The sequence below is a fragment of the Solibacillus sp. FSL W7-1436 genome (assembly GCF_038007305.1).
GTDB lineage: Bacteria > Bacillota > Bacilli > Bacillales_A > Planococcaceae > Solibacillus.
Window position 1 is genome coordinate 3,681,708 of record NZ_JBBOWV010000001.1, and the last position, 14,429, is coordinate 3,696,136.

At 39.0% G+C, this 14,429-nt stretch carries 17 protein-coding genes; 1 reads left to right on the forward strand and 16 read right to left on the reverse strand.

The annotated features are described in order from the left end of the window. Positions 1 to 124: 124 nt before the first annotated feature. Together MKX73_RS18245 and tnpA are read right to left on the reverse strand one after the other, a co-directional pair. Complete coding sequence (locus MKX73_RS18245) at positions 125 to 1,222, reverse strand: transposase (RefSeq protein ID WP_340718679.1); 1,098 nt, start codon at positions 1,220 to 1,222, stop codon at positions 125 to 127. Positions 1,223 to 1,226: 4 nt separating this feature from the next. Next, on the reverse strand, positions 1,227 to 1,625 hold the full coding sequence (gene tnpA / locus MKX73_RS18250) for an IS200/IS605 family transposase (protein WP_340718680.1): 399 nt from the start codon (positions 1,623 to 1,625) through the stop codon (positions 1,227 to 1,229). A 220-nt stretch (positions 1,626 to 1,845) separates the two neighbouring features. Here tnpA and MKX73_RS18255 point away from each other — a divergent pair, with 220 nt between their 5' ends. Further along, complete coding sequence (locus tag MKX73_RS18255) at positions 1,846 to 2,190, forward strand: nuclear transport factor 2 family protein (RefSeq protein ID WP_340718681.1); 345 nt, start codon at positions 1,846 to 1,848, stop codon at positions 2,188 to 2,190. Positions 2,191 to 2,222: 32 nt separating this feature from the next. Here MKX73_RS18255 and MKX73_RS18260 read toward each other — a convergent pair whose 3' ends face one another. From MKX73_RS18260 to MKX73_RS18325, 14 genes are all read right to left on the reverse strand, one after another. Next, positions 2,223 to 3,218: a VanW family protein gene (locus MKX73_RS18260; protein WP_340718682.1), complete on the reverse strand. Its 996-nt coding sequence runs from the start codon at positions 3,216 to 3,218 to the stop codon at positions 2,223 to 2,225. 146 nt (positions 3,219 to 3,364) lie between these two features. After that, positions 3,365 to 4,360 carry a M23 family metallopeptidase gene (locus tag MKX73_RS18265; protein WP_340718940.1) on the reverse strand — a complete coding sequence of 332 codons (996 nt, stop codon included), beginning with the start codon at positions 4,358 to 4,360 and terminating at the stop codon, positions 3,365 to 3,367. Then, entirely contained in the window at positions 4,360 to 5,127 is a 768-nt protein-coding gene (locus tag MKX73_RS18270) for a polysaccharide deacetylase family protein (protein WP_340718683.1), read from the reverse strand. Before MKX73_RS18270 ends, MKX73_RS18265 begins: the two co-directional genes overlap by 1 nt. A 152-nt stretch (positions 5,128 to 5,279) precedes the next feature. Next, the gene (locus MKX73_RS18275) at positions 5,280 to 6,581 is read right to left on the reverse strand and encodes an NCS2 family permease (protein ID WP_340718685.1); all 1,302 of its coding nucleotides are present in this window, start codon (positions 6,579 to 6,581) and stop codon (positions 5,280 to 5,282) included. Between the two features lie 251 nt (positions 6,582 to 6,832). After that, positions 6,833 to 8,341 carry an SH3 domain-containing protein gene (locus MKX73_RS18280; RefSeq protein WP_340718686.1) on the reverse strand — a complete coding sequence of 503 codons (1,509 nt, stop codon included), beginning with the start codon at positions 8,339 to 8,341 and terminating at the stop codon, positions 6,833 to 6,835. A 261-nt stretch (positions 8,342 to 8,602) separates the two neighbouring features. Next, a complete protein-coding gene (gene accC / locus MKX73_RS18285; RefSeq protein WP_251687032.1) occupies positions 8,603 to 9,967 on the reverse strand; it encodes an acetyl-CoA carboxylase biotin carboxylase subunit in 1,365 nt (454 codons plus the stop codon). Between the two features lie 15 nt (positions 9,968 to 9,982). Continuing rightward, on the reverse strand, positions 9,983 to 10,486 hold the full coding sequence (gene accB / locus MKX73_RS18290) for an acetyl-CoA carboxylase biotin carboxyl carrier protein (protein WP_340718687.1): 504 nt from the start codon (positions 10,484 to 10,486) through the stop codon (positions 9,983 to 9,985). Positions 10,487 to 10,679: 193 nt separating this feature from the next. After that, positions 10,680 to 11,213: a SpoIIIAH-like family protein gene (locus MKX73_RS18295; protein ID WP_339171764.1), complete on the reverse strand. Its 534-nt coding sequence runs from the start codon at positions 11,211 to 11,213 to the stop codon at positions 10,680 to 10,682. Beyond that, complete coding sequence (locus tag MKX73_RS18300; RefSeq protein ID WP_340718688.1) at positions 11,210 to 11,587, reverse strand: hypothetical protein; 378 nt, start codon at positions 11,585 to 11,587, stop codon at positions 11,210 to 11,212. The genes MKX73_RS18295 and MKX73_RS18300 overlap by 4 nt, the downstream gene beginning before the upstream one ends. Before the next feature lie 66 nt (positions 11,588 to 11,653). After that, complete coding sequence (locus tag MKX73_RS18305) at positions 11,654 to 11,788, reverse strand: hypothetical protein (RefSeq protein ID WP_303047327.1); 135 nt, start codon at positions 11,786 to 11,788, stop codon at positions 11,654 to 11,656. After that, on the reverse strand, positions 11,785 to 12,696 hold the full coding sequence (locus MKX73_RS18310; protein ID WP_340718689.1) for a stage III sporulation protein AE: 912 nt from the start codon (positions 12,694 to 12,696) through the stop codon (positions 11,785 to 11,787). Before MKX73_RS18310 ends, MKX73_RS18305 begins: the two co-directional genes overlap by 4 nt. Beyond that, a complete protein-coding gene (locus MKX73_RS18315; RefSeq protein WP_008404267.1) occupies positions 12,696 to 13,073 on the reverse strand; it encodes a hypothetical protein in 378 nt (125 codons plus the stop codon). The genes MKX73_RS18310 and MKX73_RS18315 overlap by 1 nt, the downstream gene beginning before the upstream one ends. Before the next feature lie 4 nt (positions 13,074 to 13,077). After that, positions 13,078 to 13,284, reverse strand: a complete 207-nt coding sequence (locus MKX73_RS18320; RefSeq protein ID WP_008404269.1) for a hypothetical protein — start codon at positions 13,282 to 13,284, stop codon at positions 13,078 to 13,080. 105 nt (positions 13,285 to 13,389) lie between these two features. Beyond that, positions 13,390 to 14,394, reverse strand: coding sequence for an NAD(P)H-dependent flavin oxidoreductase (locus MKX73_RS18325; RefSeq protein ID WP_340718690.1), 1,005 nt, complete (start codon positions 14,392 to 14,394; stop codon positions 13,390 to 13,392). Positions 14,395 to 14,429: the final 35 nt, after the last annotated feature.

The window sequence follows — 14,429 nt, forward strand, 5'->3', positions numbered from 1 at the left end:
CACGTCTAAAGACGCAAGCCCTAACCCTTACGGTTTAACGGGTGGGATTCTTGAGTGACTAAGCGTTCGCAGTCCATTTCTGTTTTGAACAGTCCTCAAGATTAGGGTATCTCATTACCCCTCCCTATCCAGTGCATCTAGCAGATAAGGCTGGTTGATTGTTACCATCAACCACAGGTGCATATCGAATATTCATCGCACCCATTATGTCTCTATGTGTTTCGAATCCGCATGGACATTGATACTTCCTATCTTGTGCCTTATTCTTTTTTGAACATTTAGGGCATGTTTGACTTGTATATGCAGGATTTACATAGTCAACTTTCATCCCTGCTAAATTTGCTTTATATTCAATAAATTGAGCGAGTCGATAGAATGACCATGTATGCAAATTCTTTTCGTTTTTACGACTTGTTCTTGTCGTCTGTCTAATATTCGCTAATCGTTCTAAACGAATGACAGAAATTTTATTTTCTTTCGCAAAATTAATTATTTCACAACTCACTTTATGGTCTTGGTCTTTCATCCATCGCTGTTCCTTGTCGTTCAATTTTCGGATAGCATTTAACTTTTTCTTTTCCCCTAATTCTTTACGAACTGAACGGAATTTCCTTTTCTTGAATTTATTTTGTCTGCCATTACCAAAGAAACGCACTTTTTCGTTATCAGTCACAGCAACAGCAGGTACTTTTAGTCCTAAATCTACTCCCATGACTTTCAATCCTGTTTTTTGAGTAGTAGGAATAGTGACGGAAATTTGTGCAATCCATTTATTCGACTTTTTTGTAACACGCAGTGCACCTAACTTATGTTTAAGCAAATCGAAATTCCGATTATCTTTATCAACCAATAAAGCGCGAATAGGTGTTTTCTTAGTTTTTCTGTCAACCATGATAGGCAAGGAGATGTGAGTGACATCAAAAGAATAGTTTTGATTGTTCCAGATACACATCGGTTTCTTCAACACTGGAACTGTTTCAAATTTTGTTTTCTTTGCCTTATTGAAAACACTTTTCGCATCTTTAATCGCTTGGTTCTTTACCGCACTTGGCAAAAGTACATCCATGTTTTTACTTGTTTTCCTGGTGCTTTTCTTTTCTTTTACCATTTCAACTACAAGACCATTGATTGTAGAAATGTATTCTTTACTCATTTCAGTTAGAATCAAAGCCTGCTCTTTCGTAGGTAACAATTTGACGTTGACAGTGATTGTTTGTGACATGTTTTCACCCCCTTGTCTTCTGTTGCTCAACATAACGTTTAATTGTTTCACTCGATACATTTCTAGCGGTAGAAACAAAATATGAACGTGTCCATAAACTCGGCAAGTGTTGTAGTTGAGGAAATTCTTCACGCAATCGTTTAGATGTCACTCCTTTTATTTTTGCCATGATGTTTGCAGGACTTAATGTAGGTAGTGCATTTAGAAATAGGTGTGCATGATCTTCGTAACATTCTAAGGCAACCACTTTTATTTTCATAGACTCACATATTTCGTACACCATTTCTTTGAATCTCTGTTCTACATTGTCATCAAGAAATAGTTTCCTTCTGTATCGAGGGCAAAAGACAAAGTGATAATTAATCAATGATACGGTTGTGTTTGTTCTTCTGTATTCTTCCATAACCAAATTGTATCAGTTTGAATTACAGACTGCAACGCACGTGTATAAATATAGATAGTGAAAATTTCGGTCAATTGAGATAGCAACAGCTATCTCTTGACCGACCTCACTATCCTCCCATGTCTAAAGACGATGGGCTTTCTCGTTCGGAAAATCTGTAAAGAAACGATTTACATCGAAAATCGCTCCACTGATAGTCAATTCGAATGGAGGGTTATTTATGACTGCACTTAACAATCAATTTCTGCTTTTAGAACAACAACTCATGTATTACAAAAAGGAAGACTTTATCAACCTCTTGAGTGAGGATTTTCTAGAATACGGGTCATCCGGAGGCATTATGGATAAACCTTTCTTACTAAATGAAGTAACAGATCAAGGTATTGAAGAATGGTTATTTACAGTTACGGATTTCCAGGCAATTTCAATTGCAGATCAGATTGTACAAACACGATTTGTTACTACAAATCGCACGAATGGCAACAGCCAAAACCGCAGCTCCCTTTGGCGCAATGAAAACGGGACATGGCGGATGTTCTTTCATCAAGGTACACCTACAAAATAAAAAACCGCCCTTATGTAAAGAGCAGCATTTCATTACTTTTTTAATAGATCTTTATATTGATGTGATGTCGTGATGGCGATTGTCAGGGCACCTTTACTGTAATACGACTTAATTAAAAACGGAGCCCCGCTCGTATTTTGGAATTTGAAATCGAGCGATCCGTAAGAAACCGTGGCATCCCTGCCTGTCGGGACATAGCCGATGTTCAGTGAATGGTGATGCCTTTCCGTAATGCGAATTCCTAACTGGTCGACGGCATTAAATAATGTCGAGGATGTTTGGCAAATTCCACCGCCAATCCCCATCACCAGCTCCTTATTGATAATTTCAGGTGCCGGTTGATAACCTTTTTCCACCGTTCGCTCTCCAACCATTGTATTAAAAGAAAAATAATCTCCATCCCCAACTAAAATATTATGGATTGCCTTTGAGGAAAGCTCGATATTTTCACTTCTTCCAGTTTGTGTTCCATTAAAATAAGTCGTAAACGAAGCAACGGTCACATCATCCAGTGAAGGTATGTCGATATCCAGATTGGTCTCCAATATATACAGCGGCAAAAAAATATGATTTCCTTTTGGCGAAGCTGCTAAAATTCTTTCGACCAATTCACTTTCCTTTAATACGATACCGGGAATGCCTTCAATAATATCCCCGTTCTCCCCGATTTTGTGGAGCACCATTGCCTGATCATAGCCGGTCCTTTTTTTAGTCCCCCTTGCCAGTTCCCTCGCTATTTTTTTTACATTTGTCTCGTACAGTTGGCTATCCGTGCCGTATCCTAATAATTGTGGTGTGAACGATTTCACGATTTCCATTGTTCTCGGATCGATCAATGTAATGACAGCTGGATAGATAAGCGGATATTCTCCGACAATCGCTTCACTTTCCGGCAATGGTGCTGTAGTTGAAGCTTCAATTTGCTGTTCTTTTTCACCCGTGTCAAAAACACCAGAATACGGAGCCTTTTCACAGCCCGTAAGTATACAAAGACCGATCAGTACTAAATAAATGAAGTATTTTTTCATTTTATTTCCCCTATCTATAAAAGCAAAGATCTCATAGCTTATTCAGAAATTTAACTTCTGTTGACAGAAGTAATGCCTCTATACGCCCACGTATAGTGAATATGGGATACCGTCACTTTTATAGACAGCGAGAATGGATTCCATCATTATTTTTTTCTTTGCTTCGCTTCTTTTTCCCATCTTGCCAAGGCCGGATACGGATCAAATGCCCATTCTGTACGGCCGTTAAATTTATAGATGCCGTAGTGGAGATGCGGCGGGAATTTTCCGGCTGTTCCTTCTTTTCCGTACCCTGTACTTCCGACATAGCCGATAATTTGTCCTGCCTCGACAATATCGCCTTCTTTAAGTCCTTTTTGGAAATAAGCGAGGTGTGCATAATAATGATACGAGTTATGGTTATCACGAATACCGACACGCCAGCCCCCGAACTGATTCCACCCCATCACTTCAATTACACCATAGGATGTTGAATAGACCGGTGTGTTATAAGGAGCAAAAATATCTGTTCCTTCATGAATTCTTCGTCCGCCCCAGCCTCGATTAGCACCCCATGTTCCTCTATAGCTGTAATCAGCATGAGTGGATAACGGAAATGTATGATCATCCAAGTTGATTGTTCCGAATTTCTCATATAATTTTGCAATAACAAGTATTTGATTCACTGATAGTTCATTTTTATAATAGTCCCATAATGCCAACTTAAAATTATCCTCACCATATCCGTACTGTCTTAAATAGTTCGCTAATGTAAATATTACATCTCTATCATCGGAACGGTCCGCTACCCCATCTCCGTTTCCGTCCATACCGCTTCCATTAAAATATGCAATCGAAACCGGTGATGTATCATCACCCGCCGGATTTAAAATTCCCGACCAAAATTCATCCGAAAATTGAATGGCAATGACACTTTCCCGTTTCGGTATATCCTTTCGCACTTCCTGAATATTCCGTTCAAACTGGTCAACGGCAGCCAGATAATACCAGGGCAATAATATATTTTCATGCTGTATATAATAGTCCATCCTTTTTTGCAGGAGCTGTTCTTTTGTCAAGGTGGTGTCCTCTTCGGCATCGGCAATTGGCATAAATCCTAAAATTAAAATGGACGTCATGATCATTGCAATACGGTATTTCATCATTTCTCCTCCTCTACAATATGTTGTTTCGTATCATTCTGTAATCGGATCATCTGTGAAATTGTGATAAATCGGTAGCCTTGTTTTTTCAGCTCGGGCAATATTTTTTCCAACGCTTGAACTGTCTGCTCCCGATTGCCTCCACCATCATGGAACAACACAACATTTCCATTTCCAAGACCGTCCAATACCGTATTGACTATTTTATTTACACCTGGATCTTTCCAGTCTTCTGTATCCTGATGCCATGACCACATAACAATTTTATAGCCGTTTTTGACGGATTCTTTCACGAGTTCATCTGTATAATAACCTTCTACCGGGCGGAATAAATTCGGCTTCACGCCTGTAATGCTGTAAATTGTATCGGATGTTTGATTAACCTCTTCCATAATGGGAGAAACTGATTTTGTAAAAGGATGTGTGTACGTATGATTGGCGATCTCATGTCCACTTTCATGCATCCGCAAAACGAGTTCGGGGCTTTTTTCAGCCAGTTGCCCCACGATAAAAAACGTTCCCTTCGCCTCATACTGTTCAAGTAAATCAAGTATTTGCCCGGTATATTTCGGATGCGGCCCATCATCAAATGTCAGGGCCACTACCTTTTCGTCCGTTTGAATATCCCAAATAATTTGACCTGTTTCTTCATAATAGTCCCGTCCTTTCGCTTCACCGAGACTATTGAAAACATACATAGCTGCAAATAAAAATAAAAGGACTAAAAATAAAATAAACGCAATTCTTTTCCATTTTTTTCGTTTCATTTAATCACTTCCTTAATAAATTTCCTCTGCATTAGTATTTAGAGAAACGCTAAAAAGATGTATCTAATTTAAAGTGAAAATAAACCATTTGTTTATTTGGAATAAAATTTCAAATAAAAAAAGCGCTACTTCTATGAGAAGCAGCACCTTTTTTAATGAGGTAAATAGATTAACTGTAAAATAAACAGAACGGCAAAAATATAAACGAGCGGATGTACTTCGCGCCCGCGTCCTTTTACAAGCATAATTAATGGATAGCTGATAAAACCAAGTGCGATCCCTGTAGAAATACTTGATGTAAGCGGCATTGATAAAATCACTAAAAATGCCGGGAAAGATTCTTCGATTTCATCCCACTTCATATTTTTAACGACGCCGATCATTAGACTACCAACGATAATTAATGCAGGAGAAGTAATAGCAGCCACTCCTGATAAAGACCCTACAAGCGGTCCGAAAAATGAAGCAATGATGAACAGTACGGCAACAGTTAATGCTGTTAAACCTGTACGACCACCAACCGCAACTCCAGATCCTGATTCAAGATACGCTGTTGATGGGCTTGTCCCGAACATCGCACCCGCAGTTGTTGCAAGTGAATCGGAAACAAGCGCTTTACGTGCACGCGGCAGTTTTCCGTCCTTCAATAATCCTGCCTGCTTTGATACACCGATTAACGTCCCTGTCGTATCAAATAATGTAACTAAAATGAATGAAAAAATAACACCGTACAGACCGTATTCAATTACTTCTGAAATCGCAGTGATTGGATTGAATACGATCAACCCTTCCGGTAAATGCGGAAGCGCCACAACTTTATCGATTGAAAGCTGCCCTGTGAACATCGCAATGATCGCAGTCACAATCATACCGATAAAAATTGCTCCGTTCACTTTGCGTGCCATTAACGCAACTGTAATAAACAGCCCGATAAAAGTCAGTAACGGTGCCGGCTCTGAAATATCACCGAACTTCACTAAATTGGATTCATCCGCTACGACAATGCCTGACATACGCAGCCCGATGAACGCGATAAATAGTCCGATACCCGCTGTAATCGCCAATTTCAAGTTTTCTGGAATGGCTGTAATAAGCTTTTCACGGAAAGGTGTTAAACTAATAATAATAAATAAAATACCTGCAACAAATACTGCTGAAAAGGCAGTAGTATACGTAATCTCTCCATTTGAAGCTAATACAACAGTATAAGTAAAGTATGCGTTTAATCCCATACCCGGAGCAACGGCAATCGGATAGTTCGCACAAAGCGCCATCCAGCCAGTTCCGATAACTGCTGCAATAATTGTAGCCATAAATACTTGATCAACCGGAACTCCAGCGCCTGATAAAATAATCGGGTTAACAATGATGACATATGCCATCGTTAAAAATGTCGTTAATCCCGCAAATAATTCACGCTTAACTGTTGTCCCATTTTCTTTTAACTGAAACATTTGCATACCTCTTTTCAAAACACGAACAATTTTTAAGAACTTATATATAATATTCGTTTATATAACAAATTGCAATCCATTCTGGCCAATTTTTTAAATAGGGAAAATTGATTATTTTCAGAAAACTACTTCATTGTTCTTACGATCCTCTTCATGAGATATTTCTTCTTTCATACTTTACCCGAATTATGATAATTTACAGCTAAAAAAGAAAAACGATTGCTGAGGAAGCAACCGTTTTCCACTATTCATTATTTTTGATTTGATACGAATGCGTCATATCGCTGTATAAACGATGAAATCTGCTTGCGAGTTAACGTATCGCCACGTCCGAATTCTTTAACATTCGGCTTTACAGTAAGGCTATTCTTAATGAAAAATTGAATCGCTGTTTCTTCACTTACTGTTTTCCCATAGTAGTAAGAAGCCATCAATTGTGCCAGTTTACCGCGTTTGATGCCTTCATCCGCTTTAGCTTTTGATTTTTCACTGCCCAATACTGGCAGATTATATTTTTCCGCTATATGATATACGCCATCTTTCCAAAGCGACATTTCTTCATAACTTGCCAATGCATCTTTTTCAGCATAGCGGAAAAAGATTTTCAGGAAGTGATATTCTGTTAAAGGACTGTTTGGTTTTAGAAGTGTTTCTTTTTTATTTGTTTTTGCATACCATTCATTACTGTAACCTTGAATCAGACCCTTATCAATTGCCCAGATCATATCTTCAGCTGCACTGCTGAAATCGGCATATTTTTTATAATACTGCGAGTAGTCCGGTTTAGGATCTACCGGTGTTACAGGTGCTGGTGTCAATGTCGAATCTACGTAATCTAGATAACTGGACGCAACATACCCTTCTGTTCCATCACTTCTTTTCACAGGATACCAGACAAAGTGGTTTACTGTTGCCATTTCGTCGTATACAAACGGACCGGTAATAGTAATCTCTTCGCCTTTATTTAAAGTGTACTTAACATTATTAACACTCGTTGTAGGACTTGTTCTAATTTTTGGAGTAGTTGTAGTCCTTACTTTTTGACCTTTTTCAAACGAATACTTTGATTTTGTTAAAGGTTTATCAAAGTTATAGTTCATCTCTAAAAATTTAATGTTTTCTCCGCTGTTAGAGTCATATTGAAAATCTTCATTAGTAAAACGGAGCTCTTGTAAATCGATCAATTCATAGTCCTCAACTAACCCGAAGACTTTTTCCTGGTAAGCTTTTGTATTTCTTTCACCAGTTGCCTGTTTAATCGGGCTATTTACCGGTTTCGTGCCGTTATATGCCATCACCGCGAAATACCAGGATTCCAGCTCATCTCTGTGACCGCCATTGATTTTAGGTAAATCCGGGCGATCATACATACCATCAAGAATTTTTACACCTGCTTCAATATTATAGACAAGATCGTTTTTCAATCTCTCTTCAAGGTAACCTGCCTGATTTGTGATTTGCATAAGGCCGATTCCGTTATCAGTTGTTACGATCGCTTCGCCGTTGTTATCGAAATGGCGCCAATTCCCGCTTTCACCTTCCGCTACCGCCTTTACAATTTCAGGAGGAACATCAAATTCCAAGGCTGTTTTAGTTAATAAACAGTTCATAGTTGGGTTAGCCGGATTCACCTTTGATGTAACATCATAGCCACATGCATCTGCTATGTCATTCGCGAATACGTTGTGATCATTATTGATAGATAGAGTTATCACACCAATGGCAATTGCACCTAACAATGGTTTAAATATTTTTTTCATATGTAGTTATTACACTTCCTTTTATATTTTCTGAAATTAAAAGATTCAGATATATGGTAACATATATACAATTTTTCAGATAGGGATATTAAACAATCCTGGTTGCATTTCCCTGAATAGCCAGATTCAAATTTTTCCCCTCCACCCTTAGTCTTTTATTAGCTATTCAACGTACAGACGGTAAAACTGTAAAATAGTTTCAAAAAAATGAAAAAACCCTCTAATTTAAAATTAGAGGGTTAAATCGTGAGTAAAAGCCGGTTAAGCCTTTGCTTTCACATCTAAAATATCATTCTCTTCAAGGAACTTCGTGTTGAATTTCGCTGATTTGAATACGTCGTTGTTCATTAAAGCTTGGTGGAATGGAATTGTTGTGTTAATTCCAGGTCCGGCTACTTCAAATTCCGATAACGCGCGGTTCATTTTCGCGATTGCTTCTTCACGAGTGTCAGCATGAACGATCAGTTTAGCGACCATTGAATCGTAATATGGCGGGATCGTATAACCTGCATAAACTGCAGAATCGATACGGACACCATAACCGCCCGGTACTACATACGTATCTACAGTACCTGCTGAAGGCATGAAGTTTTTGTATGCATTTTCGGCGTTAATACGGCATTCAATTGCCCAGCCGTTAATTTTGATGTCTTCTTGCTTGAATGGCAGTTCTTGACCAGAAGCGATTTTTAATTGTTGTTGTACTAAGTCAACACCTGTGATCATTTCTGTTACAGGGTGCTCAACTTGAATACGTGTGTTCATTTCCATGAAGTAGAAACGATCTTCCTGGTAATCGTAGATGAACTCGATAGTACCAGCACCTTCATAGTTACAAGCTAATGCTGCTTTAACAGCGGCTTCGCCCATTTCTGCGCGTCGCTCTTCAGATAGTGCCGGAGACGGCGCTTCTTCTACAAGCTTTTGCATACGGCGTTGTACCGTACAGTCACGTTCGCCAAGGTGTACAACATTACCATGGCTGTCCGCTAATACTTGGATCTCGCAGTGACGGAAATACTCGATGAATTTCTCCAAGTAAACACCAGGGTTGCCGAATGCTGCTGCTGCTTCTTTTTGAGTAATTTCGATACCTTTTACAAGATCTTCTTCTGTGCGTGCTACACGGATCCCTTTACCGCCACCACCAGCAGTTGCTTTAATGATGACCGGGTAACCGATTTTCGCAGCCCATTCTTTACCTGTTTCGATACTCGGCACAATGCCTGTACCAGGAACTAACGGAACGTTTGCCGCTTCCATAGTGTCACGTGCAACGTCTTTAATACCCATGATTTTAATCGCATCCGAAGAAGGACCGATAAATTTAATACCCGCGTTTTCACAAGCTTCAGCAAATGCTGCGTTTTCCGCCAAGAAACCATATCCTGGGTGGATTCCGTCAGCACCTGTTTTTTGTGCTACCCCTAAAACTGCCGGGAAACTTAAATACGAATCTTTCGATAACTTTGGTCCGATACAATATGCTTCATCCGCAAGTTTTACATGCAATGCATCCGCATCTGCTTCAGAATATACTGCGACCGTTTGAATACCTAGCTCTTTACACGCACGAATAATACGTACTGCAATTTCGCCTCGGTTTGCGATTAATACTTTTTTCATTTGTATATACGCTCCTTATTCAGCTTTTACTAAAAATAATGGTTGACCGTATTCTACTAATTGGCCATCTTGAACTAAGATTTCTACGATTTCACCTTTTACTTCAGCTTCGATTTCGTTGAATAATTTCATCGCTTCTACGATACAAACGATTGACTCTTCGCCTACTTTATCGCCTACTTTTACATATGCTGGTGATTCCGGGTTTGGAGACTGATAGAATGTTCCAACCATTGGAGACGTGATTTTATGTAAATCAGCCGTGTTTTCTACTGGTGTTGCTGGTGCTTCTGCTTTAGGAGCTGGTGCTGGTGCCGCTTCCACTTGTACTGGAGCAGGTGCTGCAACTGCTGCTGCAACCGGTGCTGCTTCTTGTACTTTTTTAGGAGCTGCTACTTCTGTAACACCGTTGTTTTTCTTTAGTTTAACCTTTGCGCCGTCCGCTTCATATACAAACTCGTCGATAGATGAAGCATCTACTAATTTAATAATTTCTCGGATTTCTTGAACTTTGAACATTCTTAACTCTCCCTTAAAAAAAAGTAATAACAATACAAACCCTATTTTATAATTTTTCGGACTATTTTGAAACAAATAATTTTAAATAGCTCAAAAATAGGCATAAAGCAGAACAATCATATATTAAGACAAAGAAAAATATTTGCAACTGCTATATAACACATTTACTGCTTTACTATAATATGACGTCATTTTAATTAAAAGGTTCGAATTCTACACTAACATTTACATAATCTTTAAATTCGGAGCGTACAACATATAAAATTTCGTCTGCCAATTTCTCCGATACTTCATCTGACATAACTCGTACAGCTACTTTATCTCCATCAATACGGACAAGGGCATCTGAATAGCCAATTGATTTGATCAGCATTTCCAGCATCGCTTCCGATGATTCCAATTTGATCAGTTCATCCATTTCATTGAATGCCTCATTCTTTTCCTCTGCTGTAAATTCATCAGCAGCAATCTTTTGTGTCAACTGCTCTTTTTGCTGGCTGCGTTTGTTCGCAAGCTCTAAACGTACTTCCTGGAATAAGTCGCTTTCTGAGTTCACTGGTTGTGTCAGGTTTTGATTAACCCCTAAAATATCTGTTTCATCAATTGTTTCATCAGAGAAGATCGTTAAAATATTCGGTGTATTGTCTTCAAAAATGTAAAATACAGAAATTACCGCAGCCAAACTTACTACTGTTAAGAACCATACTGTTCGCTTTTTCACTTTCACTTGTTTTCCCCCTTAATTTGCATTGGCACTACTTGAATACGATGCGACGGAATTTGCAGAACATGCCCAACTGTTTCCTTTAGCATGGTTTTCACGTCGGTATTATTCGCCCCCTGTGCCACAATGATGACACCGGATAGCTTTTGCTGTTGTGAGACAGACAAAAATTGCTGTTCACTTTGTTGATCATAGTGAAAATAAACTTGTACTTGTCCGACTGATTGAATCTCACTTAATAATTTGGCAAGCTGTTCCTCATCTGAGTTATAACTTTCCCCTTTCTCCGATTGTGATTGAAACATGAATAAAAAAATAATAAATACCGCGGCAATGACAATTAATAAGATAGGACGATTCGCTTGTTTCTTTTCCACATTATTAAGCGTATACGCCCCCTTCTCTACTAGATTTCAACATAATGTATGAACGAAACAAACCGGTTATGCAAAGAATGAAAGAATTGTGCTTGTCACGAATAAATACAGTGCGAGCTTTACGTATACTTGCCATTGCCGCTCATCGGCAAAGATGAGAAGACTGCTGCCCAGTAAAATAAAAAGAAATAATTGGATCACGTTTTTCCCCCCATGGACATCTGCATAAAGAAAATAAATAACAGAACGATGAACATAATCGCGAAGCCAAGCAAAAATGCGACTGCACATAATACAAACATCGTCTTTCCAACATCATCAAACAGACCGCTCATACGCATATTGGTAAACGGTTCTATAATGGCACCAATAATTTTAAACAGCAGTGCGTGCAGCAACAGCACCGTCGCCGGATAAAAAGCCGCCCCCCAAATAATTGTTAAAAAGGACAGTCCGACAAAGGTCGAAACCGTTGACTGGGTTTTTTGGAAAAAAGACAGACCCTCCACAATCAAACTGCCGATTAGCGGAATATTTTGCTCGATTAATTTTTTGATAGGAGATTTCAGTGCATCATTCAGCTGGATGAAGGCGATACCGGAAAGCGTCAAAATCGAAGTCAATGCAACAACCGACGCAATCATGACGCTTAATATGGAAGAGCGTATAAGATCTGCAGCTTTTGAAAAGGAAATGGCAGGATATATTTTTGTGCATACATCAAATATTAATGCGAGGACAAGAGCAGGTATTGTTACGTTTGTACTGACAAATAGAATAACTTGGACAAATAGGATGATAATCGGGTTCCATGCAATCGCCGTAAAAACGGTTTGAATCGTCAGCAGCATAAATGACATGATCGGCAAAATCGCCATAAAGAAATTTTGAAGTATGGCAATGAGCTCATACAACACAACAAAAGCATCGACGACATTTTGCGCAAATACTACGATAAACAAAATGATAAATAACTGTTCAATCAAAACGGTTTCATTCGGAACTAAAGCAAGTAGCAGTAAATACATCAAAATATAAATCGCTACAAGCAGCAAGGAAAACAATAAAGATTGAATCGGTTCTGTAAAAATCGAATAAATTGTCTGCATTACTGTAGCCTTTCTAATAATTGGATTAATAGCTGAAATTTCGGTTGTAGCAGATTGATCCAATATAACACTGCGGTCATGCGAATGGACAACGTAACTAATGTTGCAAAAGCTTCATATTCAAATTGATCTAATAGCTGACAGATTAATTCATTCAGCAAAAAGAGTAATGCCGTGAAAAGCAGTCCCTTACTGTACGGAACATTATTGAAAATAACTGCGAGTCGCTGCCAAAGCGGGATGAGTTGCTCTCGGACAACAAATTGGAAAAAAATAAAGAAAGCGATGACGACAATGATTGAATGCAGCTTGTCCATCGTCTGTTTTAAAAATAAAAACAGAACTAAATAAATGACACTTGCAAATAGCGCAATCATTTAGTTAGACGGCCGTCAACCATTGAAAAAATACGACAATTTCTTGAAAAAACAAGCGCAAAAATCGAATTAATTCAATCGTCATGTATAGGTACGCAATGAAAAACAAGAAAAATGAAAACTCTTTTTTTCCTAGATGCTCGAAGAATAAATGAAGAAGTGCGATAATCAACCCAATCCCTGCAACACGAAGCACATCTTGTAATTCCAATAAAGCCCTCCTTCCTTAACGAAACTATATGCAATATCCAAACAAATAAGCACAAAAAAACACCGACGAGAAAGTTTTTATCCTTTGTCGTCAGTGTAAAAAATTTTACGGTAAGAGAGTTTCGATAATCTCTTTAACGGATGCTTCTTTAGCCAAATAGCTATTTTCCCCCATCCAAAGAGACATATATTCACGGTTGTTTTGGAGGGCACTTTCTTTCCGGACCGGTTGTGTTAAATAATGCTGGACCGGATATGGAGCGGTAGTCGCTTCTTTTAATTGCTCGGTAAATTTATTTTTCAATCCGCGCGCATATTTGCCGGTAAATGCTTTCGTCAATGTCGTTGCATGTTGACCGGAAGTTAAAATCGCCTCTTTATGTAGTTGTGGAGCCGCACATTCGGTTGCCGTCAATAATGCTGTTCCGATTTGTACATACGATGCCCCTATTGCAAGCAGCTCAGTGACTTGTGGCTTTGTCATAATTCCGCCAGCTGCAATAACAGGGATTGAAACATTTTCTTTTGCAGCTTTCAGCAGGTCAGCGGTTGAATGAAGTGACATTGGTTGTATAAATGACCCCCGGTGACCGCCAGCTTCTTTTCCTTGTACAACGACTGCATCCAGCCCGGCCTGTTCGACTGCAATCGCTTCTTCCACTGAAGTTGCCGTACCGATCAAGTATATGCCCTTTTGTTTAAGTACTGATAATGTTGCGACATCAGGTAAACCAAATGTGAAGGAAACGATCTTTACATCTTCTTCAAGAATCGCCTGTACTTGGTCTTGAAACACGTCGGATGTAGGAATAGCTGCCGGAAGACTGATATTCAGCTCATCACAGATAGGTTGTAATGCCTCTCGTGCGTATTGCAGAAACTGGGCATCTGCTTTCGGCTGTTCCGGTACAAACAGATTTACGCTAAAAGGTTTTGCGGTTAATGCTTTCACTTCTTGTATAAATTGCTTTGTATCTTCGCCGTTTAAATAACCGGCACCAATCGAACCTAATACACCTGTCTCACAGCAAGCCGCTACAAATTCAGGGGTTGTAATACCTGCCATTGGCGCCTGTACAATCGGTTTATCAATCGGTAAATTTGCCACCATACAATCCTCTCCTTTCTTCGATTATACCTACCCTT